The sequence below is a fragment of the Streptococcus sp. ELY_90 genome (genome assembly GCF_058314475.1).
In genome coordinates, this window is the sequence record NZ_JBZFUJ010000005.1 from 18,227 (window position 1) to 35,505 (window position 17,279).

Below are 17,279 nucleotides of genomic sequence, written 5' to 3' on the forward strand. Positions count from 1 at the left end.
TGGGACAAAAATCGGTAAATCGTCATGAAATGGCGATTTCGATTTTGTTGTCCCACCTCCGCACAGTTTATTAGGATGGCCGCTATCACTTGCGTAGCAAGGGATAAGGACTTCCAATAAACCACTGCGTTAATATTTGATACTTCATAAATTGAAAGAGTTTGAGACTTTTGTCCCAAACTCCTCTCTTTACTAGTCTTCAAAACTAATTTTTAATGTAATCTCTGGATCAACTGCTTTAAAAATTGTTTTATAATCATTTTTTGCAAAATTTTTTCATTTGACTTCACTTTTCAGAGGGGTACTTATATTATTTCTCAATGACAACTAATGATTTTCTTTTTCTTCAAGAACCTTTCTTGACTGTAAGCGTATTTCAAGCCGCCAGCCTATCATCCATCCCAAAACAAGCAGATAATTTTCTAAAGCTCCTGCGCCATTTATAAGAGAATGGGAATCTGTAAAATGTATCAAATGGTTCGTCCCAATGCATGTTCCTCCTACTATTAAAGCCAGTAATACCGTACGCAAATAAAACCAGTCATACTTGATATTGACTGCCGCTAAAATAATGAGTACAGCTATATCCCAAAAAGCAATCTCTCTTTGCCAGCCGTATGACACGCCATACCCCGACTGACTGCCCATATAGTCCGGAAAAAACAACTGCAAGACTGTCGCACCAGCCATTGCAATCATCACAATGACAAACATAACTCTCAAAAATCTATTCACTAGTATTTCCTCCTACTAATTTTTCATAAATGACTTCTCATCTTTCTTAATCTTTTCATATTCATCTAAAGAAAATTAGTATCCGATAACCTCTTTTGCTGCTGCTTGCAGTATCTCTTCGGAAATATCAGCTTTATAACTCATCCGTTTTATAAAGTGTATAGCCTTCATAGTAATAACTGTGATCAATACCTTTCATGTAAATTTCACGACTGTCCACTCGATCGGTCAGCGCCTGCCGTAAAATATGTTTAATCTCAATATCTCGAATAGGGCTGCGCTCCATTGCTAATAAGTAGTCATCTTTATCAACTAAAGACCAGTCTACCACCCAACCGAGCTCATGTTTTAATAAATGATCCAGCCACAAACGCATGCTGCGGCCGTTGCCTTCACGAAAAGGATGGGCAATATTCATCTCTACATATTTTTCAATAATCTCATCAAAGGTGGACTGGGGCATTTTATCAATATTAGCTAATGCTTGCTCCAGATAAACAAGAGAAGCAAAGCGAAAATTTCCTTTGGCTAAATTGACTGTGCGAAGCTCCCCCGCAAAGTCATAAACATCTTCAAACAGAAAGCGGTGAATAAAGGCCAATGTATCGTAAGTCCCGGCTTTTTGAGACCTGAGCAGATCTTTTTCAAAGAGACATTTGGCACGTTCCTTACTGATTTTTTCCTCAGCTCGCGCCAGCTCCGGAGATGATGTCAAGCCTAGTTTATTTTCTAATACCATATCTGTTCACCTCCTAAATAAACAGTTGCCGCAAAAGCCCTTTTTAAGCGCCTGTAACAGACAACCATCATGTTATAATGTCCTCATTTTTACTTCTTCACTTGATTATAAAATAAAACAAAGAAAAAGCAAGCACTTTTTGCTTGCTCAGGTTGTAGACAATCTCCCAAAACTAAATTCTCTCTAAAATTTCATCATAGAATGGTATTACTTTTCTATTTTGTAAAATAATATAGAAACGATCAAAACCTCCCCCGATACTTTCCGATGTAGCAAAAGAGGCAGAAACATTGAGTTTCTGCCTCTCGGAGATTTTGAGACCTAGGCTCAAAATCTAGATATGGAATTCCGAAGGAAGTCGCTATCGTCCGTGCTACCTAAGGAAAGTATCATAATAAAATATTACTTTTTGAGAAAATAGACTTTTTCTTCAGTCTGAAAGCAAGCACTTTTTGCTTGCTCTTTGTAAAAACAAAATAACGATAACCTTAATCAACCAGCTTCGCCAATTCCTCATTAAGCAGCTTTTGTGCTACCTGCGGGTTGGCTTGGCCTTTGGTTGCTTTCATGATTTGGCCGACGAGGGACTTGGCCGCGTTTTTATTGCCGCCCTTGTAGTCATTGAGGGCCTTTTCATTGTTGGCAAAGACTTCTTGAATGATTGGCAGGAGCTGTGCCGGATCTGAAATTTGGACAAGACCGGCTGATTTGACATACTCTTCTGCTGAACCGCCGTTTTTAGCTAAGTGCACAAAGACTTTTTTAGCAATTTTAGAAGAGATAGTGCCATCAGCTACCAGCTTAAGCATTTCTGTCAAGTTTTCAGGTGTTAAGCCGATTTGGTCGATGCTTTGGCCTTCTGCATTGAGATACTGCGCCACATCTCCCTGCAGCCAATTAGAGACAGATTTGGCATCTGCTCCTTTAGCTACTGCTGCTTCAAAGAAATCTGAAATAGCTTTTGAGCTGGTTAATTGGGCAGCGTCATAAGCCGACAAACCTAGGTCATTGACATACTTCGTACGGCGTTCTTTTGGAAAGGCCGGCAATTCCGCCCGAACTTTTTCAATCCACTCATCTTCAATTTCAAAGATTGGCAGATCAGGCTCTGGGAAATAGCGGTAGTCGGCTGACCCTTCCTTAACACGCATGAGCAGGGTTTCACCTGTTGCTTCATCATAACGGCGGGTTTCCTGCTGAATCTCACCGCCTGCGCGCAGCACTTCTGCCTGACGTTTTTCCTCATAAGCTAAGCCGCGGCGCACAAAATTGAAAGAGTTGAGGTTTTTCAATTCTGTTTTAACACCAAATTCTTCCTGACCGTAAGGACGGATAGAGATATTGGCATCAACCCGCATGGACCCTTCTTCCATCTTGACATCGGAAATACCGGTATACTGGATAATTTCCTTGAGCGCTGTCAAATAGGCATAGGCTTCCTCCGGTGAGCGCATATCCGCTTCTGACACGATTTCAATCAGGGGAACACCCTGACGGTTGAGGTCAACATAGGAATAACCGTCTGCACCGTGGGTATTTTTCCCAGCATCTTCTTCCAAGTGGGCACGTTCAATGCGGATTTTCTTGGTGCTTCCGTCTTCCAATTCAATTTCAATCCAGCCGTTATAACCGATCGGTTCATCAAACTGAGAAATCTGATAGGCCTTTGGATTGTCCGGATAGAAATAATTTTTCCGGTCAAAATGCATCCTTTGGTGGATATCCATATTGAGCGCTAAGGCTGCTTTGATCCCATAATCGATAACACCCTTATTCATAACGGGCAAGACACCCGGGAAAGACCAGTCGACAATATTGGTATTAGCATTTGGATCTTCTCCGAAATGAGCCGGTGCAGGTGAGAAAATTTTTGAATTTGTTTTTAACTCAACGTGGACTTCTAAGCCGATGATTGTTTCAAAATTCATTAGTTGTCACCTCCAAAAATAACGGGCTGCTGTTTGTGATAATCTGTTGTCGCCTCAAAAGCCGCCGCTGCTTGATAGATTTTAGCCTCATCAAACGGTTTGCCGATCAGCTGCATACCTACAGGAAGCCCATCTGCCAGACCGGCAGGAATCGAGATTCCAGGAAGACCGGCCAAATTCACCGGAATAGTCAAAAGATCGGCCAAATACATGGCAACCGGATCCTGATGCTGGGAATCTAAGTCATAGGCCACAGTCGGTGCTGTCGGACCTAAAATCAAATCGTAATCTGCAAAAATTTTCTTGAAATCTTCCATGATCAGCGTTCGAACCTGACCGGCCTTTTTAAAGTAGGCATCGTAGTAGCCGGATGACAGGCTAAAGGTTCCAAGCATGATACGGCGTTTGACTTCCTCACCGAAGCCTTCGCTGCGGGTATTGACATAAACATCATCCAGATTTTCATAGTCACTGGTGCGATAACCATAGCGAATACCGTCAAAACGCTGTAAGTTGGATGAAGCTTCTGATGAAGCGATGATGTAGTAAACTGCCACACCGTATTTAGAGTGAGGCAGACTGACCTCTTCAACAACAGCTCCCAAACGTTCAAGATGCTTAGCTGCTTTCAAAATGGTTTCCTTAATCTTGTCATCAATACCTTCACCAATATATTCTTTTGGCAGGGCAATCTTCATTCCTTTGATGTCCTTGCCGATGAACTGGGTGAAATCAGGTACTGCTTCCTGAGAAGAGGTTGAATCTTTCTTATCGTGACCTGAGATGACATTGAGCAATTGGGCGTTTTCTTTAACGGTTTGCGAGAAAGGACCGATTTGATCTAAAGAAGAGCCAAAAGCAATCAAGCCAAAACGTGACACACGGCCGTAAGTCGGTTTGAGCCCCACAACCCCATTGAAAGCTGCAGGCTGGCGGATAGAGCCGCCGGTATCAGAACCAAGAGACAGACGCACCTGACCGGAAGCTACTGCAGTAGCGGAACCGCCGGACGATCCACCGGCTACCTTGTCTTGATTCCAAGCATTTTTAGTCAGTTTAAAATAGGAATTTTCTGTTGAACCGCCCATAGCAAATTCATCCATATTGGTTTTCCCGATAATGACCATGTCCTTAGCATAGAGCTTTTCAACAGAAGTTGCATCAAAAATAGGCTTGTAGTTATAAAGCATTTTTGACGCAGCTGTTGTCAGGATGTTCTTTGTTGAAATATTGTCCTTGACAGCCAAAGGAATACCTGACATGACATTGTCAGCATCAACACCTTTTTGGTCAAGTGCTGCCGCCTGTGCCAAGGCTTCTTCTTCAGTTACAGTGATAAAAGAGCCCACCTGATCTTCTCGCTCTTCAATATCTTTCAAAGTGGCTTTTGTTAACTCAAGCACTGTAATTTCTTTATTGACGAGAAGATCATGTAATTCATCAATCGTCTTATTGTTAAAAGTCATTAGACATCTCCTCCGTCATCAATAATGGCAGGTACTTTAATAAGGCCGTCTTCGTGTTCCGGAACATTTTTGAACAGTTCCTCACGGCTCCAGCCCGGTACAGAAACATCTTCACGCATGTAATTGATGTTATCAGCTACATTGGAAGTAAAGGGTACGCCTTCTGTATCAACTTCATTTAATAATTCGACCATGTCCACAATTTTGGTCAATGTTGTCGCAAATTCTGTCGTTTCGCTATCCGAGAATTTCAACTTAGACAAATTAGCCACATGGCGAACTTCAGCTTCTGAAATCTTCATTATTTTCTCCTTAATAAAATATCACTAACTTTTTTATTTTACCATAAAAGCAGCAGCTTAGTCACGCAAATCAAGGCGCAAATCCGCCAATTGATGCTCTCCGACAAAGCTTGGACTTTCAAGCATAGGGTCAGCTCCCTGACCGTTTTTAGGAAAGGCGATGACTTCACGAATATTTTCTTCTCCTGCTAAAATCATAACCAAGCGATCAAGCCCCAAAGCTAACCCTCCATGAGGCGGGAAGCCATAGTCTAAAGCTTCAAGGAAGAAACCAAAATCGCGTTCATAGTCAGCCTTTTTCATGCCCAGCAGCTCAAACATAGCTTCCTGTACAGAACGTTCATGAATCCTAAGACTCCCCCCGCCGATTTCATAGCCGTTTAAAACAATGTCATAGGCACGGCTCATGATCTTTTCAGGATTTTCCTGCCAGTTGCTGCCCTCTTCAAAAGCTCCTTGGGTGAAAGGATGATGCATAGCCTGGTAGCGGCCCAAGTCTTCATTCCACTCCAGCAGCGGCCAGTCTGTCACCCAGAGAAAATTCAGCTGGCGCTCATCAATCAGACCCAGGTCTTTAGCCAGTTTCAAGCGCAAGGCACCGAGAGCTTCCTGCACGCGTTTCAAAGATCCTGTTACAAAGAAAATCAAATCTCCGTCCTCAGCTCCAAACAAGTCCAGCAATTGCGCATTATGCTCTTTGAAAGTCGATTTGAGAGAACCTGTAATTTGTCCGTTTTCTACAGTCGCTGTCGCAAAACCGGCAACACCAAAGTCCATAACTGACTGTTTGAGGGCAGCCATTTGCCGATTGGTAAAGGCAGACGCTGCATCTTTGGCGCAAATACCCAGAACAGCACCGTTTTCTTTTTTGAGACCTTTTTGTAAAAAGAGTGACGGATTGCCTTTTGACAGCTCTGTTAAATCTTTAAGCTCCATGGCAAAACGTGTGTCAGGCTTATCAGAACCAAAGCGGCTCATGGCTTCTGCATAGGAAATCGTCGGAAAATCATCAAGCATGTCAATGCCTCTGCTGGCTTTGACAACCGCCTTGAGCATGCCTTCTACCAGCTGTCTGACGTCTTCTTCACTGACAAAGCTCATCTCCAAGTCAACCTGAGTAAATTCAGGCTGGCGATCCCCACGAAGATCCTCATCACGAAAACAGCGGACGATCTGATAATAACGCTCAAGGCCCGCTCCCATGAGAAGCTGCTTTAACATCTGCGGACTCTGCGGCAGAGCGTAAAATTGATTTTTGAAGACGCGTGACGGCACCAGAAAGTCACGGGCACCTTCCGGCGTTGACTTGGTCAGATAAGGCGTTTCAACATCAATAAAGTCAGCCTGATCAAGGTAATCGCGAATGGCTTTTGTCACTTGATGGCGAAGTTTGAGATTGCTGGTCATCTTTTCCCGACGCAAATCAAGGTAGCGGTATTTCTGACGAATTTCCTCCCCGGCATGGGCATGGCTGTCCAGTTCAAAAGGCAGAGCCTTGCTGTCCGCAATAATGTCAATCTTTTCTGCCCGCAGTTCCACCTGCCCTGATTTAATGTGAGGATTAACAAAGCGCTCATCGCGGGCAACAACCTCACCGGTCACCGCCAAAATGCTTTCCTTATGCAAGTCGTGGAGCTTTTCAAAATCAGCAATCGTACTGTCTGCAAACACCTGCAAAATGCCTTCACGGTCACGCAGTTCAATAAAAGCGAGTTTCCCGTGGTTTCTGATATTAGCAACCCAGCCTTTAGCCGTCAATCGCTGTCCTACTTGTTCTGTACCGTAATTTCCGATAAATAATTCTTTCATGATTCCCTCTTTATTGTAATTAAAAAAGCACCGCCTTCATCAAACAGACGAAGACCGCGGTGCCACTGTTATTTGTTATCAAATATTGATAACCTCTTGATTCGTAACGTGAATAAAACGCCTAAATTTTTAAGATAGGAGATTAAAGCATGTTCTTCGGATTCTTTTAGCTTGGCATCTCTCTCAGCAACGGATGCTCTCTGGACAAGCCGCAAGGCCTACTCTGCTTCTCTTCGTATTTAATTTTCTGATTATTCTATTATAGTTGCACCCAGCACATTTTGCAAGTGGCTGAGAGCAAATTGATGATTTTCCTCGTTTAAAGAGGCCACAGCCGACTTGACAACTTCGATTTGATAACCGAGATTATAGGCATCAACCGCTGTATGTAAAACACAGATATCTGTCAGAACCCCAGTCAAAACAAGGGTCGTAATTCCACGTTCGCGCAGGCGGATATCCAAATCCGTCCCCGAAAAGGCAGAATAGTGGCGTTTGTCCAGCCAGAAGACCCGATTGTCCTTTTGATGCCGGTCATAAAAATCAGCCAAGGAACCGTACAAATGACGTCCGCTTGTTCCTTTGATATTATGAGGCGGAAACAGTTTCGTCTCCGGATGGAAAGTATCACCTTCGTCGTGCCCGTCAATGGCAAAGAAAATATAGTCGCCTTTGTCGTAAGCAGCCTGCGTCACCTGAGCAATCCTTTCTGAGATTGCCTGAGCCGGTGCACCTGCTGTCAGCTTACCGTCATCAGCCACAAAATCATAGGTGTAGTCAATTGAAATCAGTGCTTTTGTCATTAACTATAATCCTTCAGCTTATCAAAAATACCTTCATTAATCACTTTTAAGTAAGTCCCTTTCATACCCAGCGATCGGCTTTCAATAATACCGGCGCTTTCAAGTTTCCGAAGGGCATTGACGATAACGCTGCGTGTAATACCGATCCGATCGGCAATGACCGAGGCCGTCAGGCGGCCTTCATTGCCGTCAAGTTCATTGAGAATAGCCGCAACAGCCTTCATTTCTGAATAAGACAGAGTATTGATTGCCATATTAACTGCCGTTTGCTTGCGAATAGTCTCTTCAAGATTTTCTGTCTGCAGGTTCAAAAGCTGAATCCCTACAACCGTAGAGGCAATTTCAATTAAAATTAAATCATCGTCATTGAACTCTTTGTCATTGCGCCAGATAATCAGAGAGCCCAGCCGCATGCCGCCACCGTAAATAGGAGCAATGGTCGTTAAGCCATCCGGATAGATATCCTTGGATTCAACCGGGAAAATCGTCAGCTCATTTTCAACCGACAGATTAGCTTCAGTATCATAGATACGGCTGGCTGATTTGACATAGTCTTCAGGGAGTTTTTTTGCTTGGAAAAATTCTTCAACGCGATCGGTATTGGTTTTATACTTCATCGCATAGCCGAGAATATTGCCGTTCCCATCGATAATACAAGTATTACAGTCAATAATTTCAGCCAACTGATCTGCAATCGTATCGTAGGGTAAATCACTTTGAAGACTTTCGGCCGACCGCTGCAAAATGGACGTAATGCGTCGTGTTTTTAATAATAAATTAGCCATAAGTCACTCTTTCTTTGATAGTCAAAACTATTATAACAAAGGATTTTTTAGAATGCAAATAATTGTCAGAAAATTCCTTACTGTTTGACAACTTTTTTGAAAGCCCTTTTATTTTCGATACTGACTGAGAAAACGTGTCATTTTTTCTTGAATTTCAGAAAGCTCTTCAACGCGCGGCAGATAAACGATGCGGAAATGATCCGGTTCCATCCAGTTAAAGCCGCGGCCATGAACCAGAAGCACTTTTTCCTGTTTAAGGAAATTAAGCACGAACTGTTCATCGTCATCGATGCGGTACATGCTGCGGTCAATCTTAGGGAAGATATAAAGTCCTGCCTGCGGTTTGACTGCCGTAATTCCGGGAATGTCATTCATAGCCTTGTAGATGAAATTGCGCTGCTCGTAGATGCGCCCTCCCGGCAGCAAGAGCTTATCAATAGATTGCACACCGCCTAAAGACGTTTGAATGACCTGCTGGGCCAAAACATTGGAACAAAGACGCATATTTGACAGCATATTGAGCCCTTCAATATAGTCTTTGACATGCTTTTTCGGTCCGGACAGCACCATCCAGCCGACACGAAAACCGGCAATACGATGCGATTTTGACAGACCGTTCATTGAAACACAGAACAAATCCGGCGCCAGGCTGGCAATAGCCACATGCTCACCGCCGTCCATAACCAGACGGTCATAAATCTCATCCGCAAAGATAATCAAATCATTTTGTCTGGCGATTTCAACAATATCCAGCAGCACATCTTTAGAATAAAGAGCTCCTGTGGGATTATTGGGATTTATGATGACAATGGCTTTTGTATTCGAAGTGATTTTTGACTTGATGTCATTAATATCCGGATACCAATCAGAGCTTTCATCACATACATAGTGAACAGCATGCCCGCCTGCAAGACTGACAGAAGCTGTCCAGAGCGGGTAGTCAGGCATCGGTATCAAAACTTCGTCGCCATCATCTAAAAGCCCCTGCATAGACATGGTAATCATTTCAGACACGCCGTTGCCGATATAAATATCATCCACGTCTACATCAGGAATATTTTTAAGCTGACAGTACTGCATAATAGCTTTACGAGCTGAAAAGATTCCTTTGGAGTCCGAATAGCCCTCGCTTTCGCGCGCATTCATAATTAAATCGCGGATAACCTCATCAGGCGCAGTCAGACCAAAGGCAGCCGGATTGCCGGTATTCAGCCGAAGAATCTTCTCACCGTTCGCAATCATGCGGTTGGCTTCTTCCAAGACCGGTCCGCGGATATCATAAGCGACATGCTCAAGTTTAATGGACTTATTAAATTCTCTCATCGTTTCACCTCATTGGTTACATTAGTGTCATTATTGTAGCGCATTTTGCTTAAAATCGCAATCAGACTCCTGGGGCCAAGAGACATTTTTAGGTCATCTGTTGACCAGGCAGCCGGTGTTTTTAAAGCTCTTCTTGCTTTTGTTTAAAAAATATGCCATAATACAGTTATCCTTAAAGATATTTTAGGTTAACTAAAGGAGTTTTTACTGTTATGAAAACAAAAACAATCGCTTTGATCGCCGTAATGATCGCAATCATCATTGCTCTGGGCTTTATTCCGGGCATCCCTCTGGGCTTTATTCCTGTTCCCATCATCCTGCAGAATATGGGCATTATGCTGGCGGGAGCTCTTTTAGGTTCTAAGCGCGGATTTTTATCTGTCTTTATCTTTCTTGTACTGGCTGCCTTGGGTTTGCCGGTTTTATCCGGCGGATTCGGCAATATTGCTGCTTTCATGGGACCCACAGCAGGCTATTTGTTTTCCTATCCTTTTGCAGCCTTTTTTGTGGGACTTGTCACCGAAAAATTTGACAAGGCCAATGCTTTCTTAGAATTCTTCTTGATCTGGCTGGCAGGGGCATTATTTATCAATTTCATGGGAGCTGTCGGCCTGACAGTTCAGTCCCATATACCGCTGCATCAGGCTTTATTAGCCAATCTTGTTTTTATTCCCGGCGACACCATAAAAGTATTGATTGTGACTCTCGTTCACCGAAGATTAAAAAACTCATCTTTCCTTGGGGTATAGCTAATTATAAGGTCTTTCGGCATGCTCAGATATATTTTACTTTTTTTCAGAAAAGGGTTACAATATAAGTAAAAGATGAGACGGAGGTTTAGCTTATGTCTACTTACAAAAATATCATGGTTGCTATTGATGGCTCCTATGAGTCCGAACTGGCTTTTGAAAAAGGAGTCAGTGTTGCTCTTAGAAATAATGCCAATCTGCTTTTGACCCATGTCGTTGACACCCGTGCACTCCAAAGTGTTGCAACCTTTGATGCTTATATCTATGAAAAGCTGGAACAAGAAGCTCACAGCGTCTTAGATGACTATGAAAAGCAAGCCCGTGAAAGAGGGTTGGAAAATGTCAGACAGATTATTGAATTCGGCAATCCCAAACCTCTGTTAGCCACCGAAATTCCTGAGCGCGAAAAAGTTGACCTTATTATGCTTGGAGCAACCGGTCTCAACGCTTTCGAACGGCTTCTCATCGGTTCTTCATCAGAATATATTCTCCGCCATGCTAAGGTAGATTTGCTGGTCGTCCGTGACCCTGAAAAAACATTATAAATAATAAAAAAACGAACAAGCTGATATATGATGCACCATCACAGTCAGCTGTTCGTTTTTTATTTTTTGTCCGCAGTTACTTTAATCCCTACCCTTGCCGTCTTCATCAGCAGGCTTAGTTTTTAAGACTTGCGCAGAGATTTTTGAATTTGGCGATCCAGCTCTCTTTTAATGGCCGGTTCGGGAGCAAAGCGCTCTTCCCAGTCATCCGGCTTTAGAATCTTATGAGTTTCAGGATCAAAATGCGCTTTGCCGTCCGGGAAAATTTTTCCAATATTGGCTTCGTGCACAGTGTCAAAAAAAGGCTTAGGATCCACTCCCATCAAAACAAAGGAGCCATAAGTAAAGTAAAGCAGGTCTGTCAAAGCATCCACCTGCCCGACCAGCGGTGTTTCAGGGTGCGGCTTGGCTAAGACCTTATCGGCCGCCTTATCAACAGCTTGGTGGAGCCTCCCAACAGCCTGAGCAAAGGCTTCTTGGTCGCCGTTGCTGGCAGCGTATAAAAATTCAACCAGCTCTTCTGCCTTGAAATCTGAGCGATGTCCGCCCTCAATAATATCGTAGACTCTTGGTGTTTCGCAGGTCTCTCCGTCCATCAGCTGATGGAAATCCTTGACCTTATTGAAATTATCGTCACTGCTTGAAAATACTTTGGCCGTTTTATGGTGAATCAGACCAAAATGTGACAGAGCTTTTGAAATCCCGTCATCATTGTTGCTGGCAGTTGTATAGCTGGCAATTTTTTTGATCTGCTCACTGGCATTACCCATAGCTACACCTAAGCCAACACCAGACAGCATTTCAATGTCATTGTCAGAATCGCCAAAAGCCATGACCTCAGACATTTCAATGTCAAATTCTCTGGCAACACGGGCAATCCCCTTGATTTTAGACATTCCCTTAGAAATCAAGTCAGCAGAGTAAGGACTGCTGCGGGTAATGGTCAAATGCGGAAATTTTTCAGCAATAATGTCGCTTTGTTCCTTGGTTGCCACCAAAACAATCTGAAAAATCGGCTGGCGCATGATCGTCATCAAATTAGCCAGACTCTGAGGCTTCACCCGACGGACAATATGCTTAAAACTTCTGGTTACTGTTCTAGTCCACCCTTTAGGAATAATCCGGCTGAGCCACTGGCCGAAACGGCTGGTTCCCATGTTGATGATATTTGAACCCACAAGCCCGGAACTCGTCCCCAGGGAAATTTCACGGCGCTGTTCACTGGCATATTTAATGACACGGTAAACGGTGGATTTGGGCAGCTGATTCTGGTATAAAACACGGTCGCGCGTAAAAATGTACTGACCGTTATATGTTATGGCAAAATCCAAACCTAAATTTTCCATAAAAGGGGTAACAAAAGCAGGGCCTCTACCTGTCGCTACGCCAACGAGGATGCCTTGTTTTTTCATATTTTTAATTGCCTGCTGGGTAGACTTTTGAACATGTTTGCGGTCATTGAGCAAAGTGCCGTCAATATCGAAAAAAACTGCTCTGATTGCCACGGTATCACCTTTTATATCCTTTAAATTATGTTAAAATATAGTATAACACAATTTGAAAGAATTTTAAAAACCATGAAAAAAATACTTGTTTTGCATACAGGCGGAACCATTTCCATGCATACCGATGAAAACGGTAAGGTGGTTCCGGACAAGAACAATCCCATGAAAAACGTCGGCTTTACGCTGGATGATGTTCAGATTGAAGTTCTTGATTTTTTCAACCTGCCCAGTCCTCACATCAAGGTTGAGCACATGCTGCTGTTAGCACAAAAAATCCGGGAAACAGCCGGATCCTACGACGGTGTTGTCATTACACACGGAACAGACACCTTAGAAGAGACAGCTTATTTTCTTGATACCATGCTGCTGCCTGCTATCCCCATTGTTTTAACCGGTGCCATGCGGTCTTCCAACGAGCTGGGAAGCGATGGTATCTATAATTATCTGTCTGCCCTGCGGGTTGCCAGTCATGATAAGGCAGCTGACAAGGGGGTCCTCGTGGTCATGAACGATGAAATCCATGCCGCTAAGTATGTCACCAAGACCCATACAACCAATGTTTCAACCTTTCAGACACCGACACACGGACCGCTGGGAATCATCATGAAGCATGACATTCTCTTTTTCAAAACCGCTGAACCTCGGGTGCGCTTTCGCTTGGAAACGTTAGAAGGAACTGTTCCAATCATCAAAGCCTATGCCGGCATGGGAGACTGGCTTTTCAGCAATTTACAGCCAAACACTGTCGACGGCTTAGTTGTTGAGGCTCTGGGAGCCGGCAATCTGCCGCCTGAGGCCGCACAGAGCATCGTGAAATTAATCGGCCAAGGTATTCCTGTGGCCTTGGTCTCTCGCTGCTTTAACGGCATCGCAGAACCTGTCTATGCCTATGAAGGCGGCGGCGTTAAACTGCAGGAGGCCGGAGTAATGTTTGTCAAAGAATTAAACAGCCAAAAAGCCCGGCTTAAGCTCCTGATTGCCCTCAATGCCGGACTTAAAGGACAAGAACTCAAGGAATATATTGAAGGATAAACAAGCTTTGGAGGATCACATGAAACTACAGATTACTGCATCAGACAAGCCTAAACAAAAAGATTTCAGCTACTCACTGGAAATCTCAGATAAGCAAATTCTAACAACTGTATTTGCCGTCTGCGGAACCATTATATTAGCAACCTTGGTCAAAAGCTATTTAAAAAAGTAAAACATCTTATCAGCATTGCAAATTCCCTGCCCTTTAAGCCTGACAGTCAAGCTTAAAGGGATTTTTAATGCACCGAGCTTCTATCTGCCGACAGCTTGGCGATACTTACAGCTTAACCGTATTCAAAAAGAGGCTGGAATAAACAGCCTCTTGAACGTTTGCAATTATTTGCTGCACCAAGTTCCCTTGGTTATAGCTCTTCCTTAAGGCAGACTGTTGCCGGCACTTAAGTAAATATCATACCATTCCGGACGAGTCAGACTTACCCTGTGGGCGGCGGCAATTTTTTCAATACGCTTGGGATTCATGGAGCCGATAACAGCCTGCATCTTAGCCGGATGGCGCAGTATCCAGGCAATGACGATGGCTTCTGCTGAAACGCCGTATTGCTGAGCATAGTTGGCAATCGTCAGATTAAGATCCTGATAGTCAGGACTTTCTGAAAATAAGCCGCTGGCCAGATCGATTTGAAAAGGCGACCAAGCTTGAATCGTAATCTGATGCAGCCGGCAGTAATCAACCGTTCCGCTGTCACGGTCAATCGCTGCGCTGTTTTTCATATTGACATTGAGACCTGCATCAAACAGCGGTGTATGAGCAGGGGACAGCTGCAGCTGGTTAACAGCCAAGGGCTCGTCCAAATAAGCTGCCAGCAGCTCCATTTGGTAACGGTTTTGATTGCTGACACCAAAATGCTTGACCTTACCGGCTTTTTTCAGCTGTGTGAAGGCTTCTGCTACATCGTCCGGTTCCATGAGAACATCCGGCCGATGCAGCAGCAGAAAATCCAGATAGTCCGTATCCAAGCGCTGTAAAATCCCATCTACAGCAGTTATAATATGTTCTTTGGAGAAGTCAAAATAACCTTTTTGAATACCGCATTTTGACTGCAAAATCAGCTGATCCCGGTTAATACCGAGATTTTTGAGTGCTGCTGCAAAACGTTTTTCAGATTCACCGCCGCCGTAAATATCAGCATGATCAAAAAAGTTTATCCCCTGTTCCAGAGCTGCCTGAAGAACATGCTCGGCATCCTTTGTTTCTAAAGCTGCCATACGCATGCAGCCCAGAGCAATGCGTGAACCAGTCACATTTGTCTGTCCGATCTTTTGTAACATAGCCTGCCTCCTTTTTTCATTTATCTTTATTATAGCATTTTATGTAAGCGGTTGCTTACAAAGATAAAAAAAGAGCCCAGCTCTTTTTCTGCAGTAAAATTGAACCCGTTATGGGCAAAACAAGGATAAACAGCCCAAACAGCAACGTCTGCTTTTGTAAGTTTCATCCTGTAAGCTTAAAAACCGCCTGCTGTGACTTCGGTTTATTTTTTGCTAATTGCTTTGCCGGGAAGAGTTAAAAAGCTCTCAATCAAGAATTTCTTTTCTTCTTAAATTTTGAACCAGCAGCGCCCACCTTTGATCCTTTTGCCAATCTTTAACAGCTACAATTTGTGCCGCAACCCTTCTTGCTTCTTCTAAAATGGGATAATCTTCCACAATATCAGCCACCTGAAATTCTGGAATACCCGACTGACGGGTTCCAAAAATCTCACCGGAACCGCGCATTTTCAAATCTTCCTCGGCCAAAAGAAAACCATCTGTCGTTTCAGTCATAATCCGCATGCGGTCTTTCCCAGCATCTGTTTTGGGATTAGCTACTAAAATAGCATAAGACTGCTTATCCCCGCGGCCGACACGCCCGCGCAGCTGGTGCAGCTGACTGAGCCCAAAGCGATCGGCATCCATAATGATCATGATGGTGGCATTAGGCACATTGACACCGACTTCGATGACCGTTGTCGATACTAAAATATCAACAGCTCCTTTTTTAAAGTCCTGCATAATCGCTTCTTTTTCTTCGTTTTTCATGCGGCCGTGCATTAAAGCAACACTGGCAGTATCTGCAAAATAATCTTTTAATTCTTTTTCTAAGGCACTGGCATTTTTTAAATCAAGACTTTCAGATTCTTCGATCAAGGGAGAAACGACATAAATCTGTGCACCGTTTTTAATCTGATCTTTGACCCAAGACAAAACTTTATCAAGCTGCTCGTGCTTGACCCAGCGCGTTTTAATCGGTTTGCGGCCTTTTGGCATTTCATCAATAACAGAAACGTCCATTTCTCCAAAAGCCGTGATGGCTAAGGTCCTTGGGATAGGCGTCGCAGTCATCATGAGAACATCAGGATTTTCTCCTTTTTCGCGAAAAAGACGCCTTTGCCTGACTCCAAATCGGTGCTGCTCATCGGTAATGACCAGACCCAGCTTGTGATAATCTACCCCTTCTTGAATTAAGGCGTGCGTGCCGACGATCATATCGACAGAACCATTGGCGATAGCCGTCAGTGCTGAACGCTTGACAGCAGCTTTCATGCCCGAGGTCAAAAGAGCGATGGATAAATCAGGAAACAAAGTTCTCAGACTGTCATAGTGCTGCTCTGCTAAGATTTCAGTAGGCACCATGAGGGCAGACTGCATACCGGCCGTATAGGCTGCATACATGGCAAGACCAGCGACAACCGTTTTACCTGAGCCCACGTCTCCTTGCAAAAGACGGTTCATATGAGCACCGGATGCCATATCTTTTAGTATTTCTTCTAAGCTGCGCTTTTGAGCATCTGTCAAAGGAAAAGGCAGCGATGCAATTTTCATTGCTATTTTTTCTCTGTCATAGGCAATGACTAAACCATTTGACTCTGCCTTGTTATTTGCTTTTAAAATTTGCAGATTCATTTGAAAGTAGAAGAGTTCTTCAAATTTAATACGCCGAAGAGCCTGGCGGTATTCTGCCAAATCTTTGGGAAAATGCATGGCTCGCATCGCTGTCTTTCTGTCTAACAAACGGTACTTATCCAGCAAAAGCTGAGGAAGATTTTCAGGCAGAGCATCGGCACAGCCCGAATCAAAAGCTGACTTGATGGCCTTAACCAAAGCAGCCTGCGATATGCCTTGAGCAACATGGTAAACCGGCTGCATGTCATCAGCTGCCTGAGCTAAAATTTTAATACCTGTCAGGGAGGACTTGGCTTGATTCCATTTGCCAAAAACAGCCAATTGCTGATCGACCTCTACCTTATCCTGCAAATAAGGCTGATTGAAAAAGGAAACAGCAATAATGGCTTCTCCCTGCTTGATTTTAAAAGATAAGCGGTTGCGTTTAAAGCCATAGTATTGAACGTTTGGCGGAGTGACTACCCTTCCTGTGACAACGACTTTTTCGCCATCCAGCAAGTCAAAAACAGATCTTGCCTTAAAATCTTCATAGCGGAAAGGATAATAAAGCAATAAATCTTCGATGGTATAAATGCCTAATTTATGAAATTTCTCTGCAGACTTAGGACCTAAACCCTTTAAAACTGCAATTGATGATTGTAAGTCCATAAGCAC

At 43.6% G+C, this 17,279-nt stretch carries 16 protein-coding genes; 4 read left to right on the forward strand and 12 right to left on the reverse strand.

Annotated elements, in window-relative coordinates; all coding sequences use genetic code 11:
* Positions 1–327: 327 nt before the first annotated feature.
* The 9 genes from AC4HAF_RS04220 to AC4HAF_RS04260 all read right to left on the reverse strand — a co-directional run bounded on the left by AC4HAF_RS04220 (position 328) and on the right by AC4HAF_RS04260 (position 9,890).
* Positions 328–735, reverse strand: a complete 408-nt coding sequence (locus AC4HAF_RS04220) for a hypothetical protein (protein WP_491096802.1) — start codon at positions 733–735, stop codon at positions 328–330.
* A gap of 133 nt (positions 736–868) precedes the next feature.
* Positions 869–1,474: a protein adenylyltransferase Fic gene (gene fic, locus AC4HAF_RS04225; protein WP_491096803.1), complete on the reverse strand. Its 606-nt coding sequence runs from the start codon at positions 1,472–1,474 to the stop codon at positions 869–871.
* Positions 1,475–1,962: 488 nt separating this feature from the next.
* On the reverse strand, positions 1,963–3,402 hold the full coding sequence (gene gatB, locus AC4HAF_RS04230; protein ID WP_491096804.1) for an Asp-tRNA(Asn)/Glu-tRNA(Gln) amidotransferase subunit GatB: 1,440 nt from the start codon (positions 3,400–3,402) through the stop codon (positions 1,963–1,965).
* Complete coding sequence (gatA, locus tag AC4HAF_RS04235; RefSeq protein ID WP_491096805.1) at positions 3,402–4,868, reverse strand: Asp-tRNA(Asn)/Glu-tRNA(Gln) amidotransferase subunit GatA; 1,467 nt, start codon at positions 4,866–4,868, stop codon at positions 3,402–3,404. Before gatA ends, gatB begins: the two co-directional genes overlap by 1 nt.
* Positions 4,868–5,170 carry an Asp-tRNA(Asn)/Glu-tRNA(Gln) amidotransferase subunit GatC gene (gatC, locus tag AC4HAF_RS04240; RefSeq protein WP_491096806.1) on the reverse strand — a complete coding sequence of 101 codons (303 nt, stop codon included), beginning with the start codon at positions 5,168–5,170 and terminating at the stop codon, positions 4,868–4,870. Before gatC ends, gatA begins: the two co-directional genes overlap by 1 nt.
* Positions 5,171–5,227: 57 nt before the next feature.
* Entirely contained in the window at positions 5,228–6,979 is a 1,752-nt protein-coding gene (gene aspS / locus AC4HAF_RS04245; RefSeq protein WP_491096807.1) for an aspartate--tRNA ligase, read from the reverse strand.
* A gap of 251 nt (positions 6,980–7,230) precedes the next feature.
* The gene (locus tag AC4HAF_RS04250; RefSeq protein WP_491096808.1) at positions 7,231–7,782 is read right to left on the reverse strand and encodes a cysteine hydrolase family protein; all 552 of its coding nucleotides are present in this window, start codon (positions 7,780–7,782) and stop codon (positions 7,231–7,233) included.
* Positions 7,782–8,567 (reverse strand): GTP-sensing pleiotropic transcriptional regulator CodY, encoded by a 786-nt coding sequence (gene codY, locus AC4HAF_RS04255; protein WP_491092064.1) that lies wholly within the window; start codon positions 8,565–8,567, stop codon positions 7,782–7,784. The genes AC4HAF_RS04250 and codY overlap by 1 nt, the downstream gene beginning before the upstream one ends.
* 108 nt (positions 8,568–8,675) lie before the next feature.
* On the reverse strand, positions 8,676–9,890 hold the full coding sequence (locus tag AC4HAF_RS04260; RefSeq protein ID WP_491096809.1) for a pyridoxal phosphate-dependent aminotransferase: 1,215 nt from the start codon (positions 9,888–9,890) through the stop codon (positions 8,676–8,678).
* Between the two features lie 212 nt (positions 9,891–10,102).
* Between AC4HAF_RS04260 and AC4HAF_RS04265 the strand changes: the two genes are divergently transcribed.
* Both AC4HAF_RS04265 and AC4HAF_RS04270 read left to right on the forward strand, forming a co-directional pair.
* A complete protein-coding gene (locus AC4HAF_RS04265; protein WP_491096810.1) occupies positions 10,103–10,639 on the forward strand; it encodes a biotin transporter BioY in 537 nt (178 codons plus the stop codon).
* 95 nt (positions 10,640–10,734) lie between these two features.
* Entirely contained in the window at positions 10,735–11,184 is a 450-nt protein-coding gene (locus AC4HAF_RS04270) for a universal stress protein (RefSeq protein ID WP_027975377.1), read from the forward strand.
* A gap of 122 nt (positions 11,185–11,306) precedes the next feature.
* Here the strand turns inward: AC4HAF_RS04270 and AC4HAF_RS04275 are convergent, their stop codons facing one another.
* Positions 11,307–12,689 carry a Cof-type HAD-IIB family hydrolase gene (locus AC4HAF_RS04275; RefSeq protein WP_491096811.1) on the reverse strand — a complete coding sequence of 461 codons (1,383 nt, stop codon included), beginning with the start codon at positions 12,687–12,689 and terminating at the stop codon, positions 11,307–11,309.
* Positions 12,690–12,761: 72 nt separating this feature from the next.
* Between AC4HAF_RS04275 and AC4HAF_RS04280 the strand changes: the two genes are divergently transcribed.
* Together AC4HAF_RS04280 and AC4HAF_RS04285 are read left to right on the forward strand one after the other, a co-directional pair.
* Positions 12,762–13,721: an asparaginase gene (locus AC4HAF_RS04280; RefSeq protein ID WP_491096812.1), complete on the forward strand. Its 960-nt coding sequence runs from the start codon at positions 12,762–12,764 to the stop codon at positions 13,719–13,721.
* A 19-nt stretch (positions 13,722–13,740) separates the two neighbouring features.
* A complete protein-coding gene (locus AC4HAF_RS04285; protein ID WP_491096813.1) occupies positions 13,741–13,893 on the forward strand; it encodes a hypothetical protein in 153 nt (50 codons plus the stop codon).
* A gap of 203 nt (positions 13,894–14,096) precedes the next feature.
* Here the strand turns inward: AC4HAF_RS04285 and AC4HAF_RS04290 are convergent, their stop codons facing one another.
* Together AC4HAF_RS04290 and recG are read right to left on the reverse strand one after the other, a co-directional pair.
* On the reverse strand, positions 14,097–15,011 hold the full coding sequence (locus AC4HAF_RS04290; RefSeq protein WP_491096814.1) for an aldo/keto reductase: 915 nt from the start codon (positions 15,009–15,011) through the stop codon (positions 14,097–14,099).
* A gap of 246 nt (positions 15,012–15,257) precedes the next feature.
* Entirely contained in the window at positions 15,258–17,273 is a 2,016-nt protein-coding gene (gene recG, locus AC4HAF_RS04295) for an ATP-dependent DNA helicase RecG (RefSeq protein WP_491096815.1), read from the reverse strand.
* Positions 17,274–17,279 lie beyond the last annotated feature (6 nt).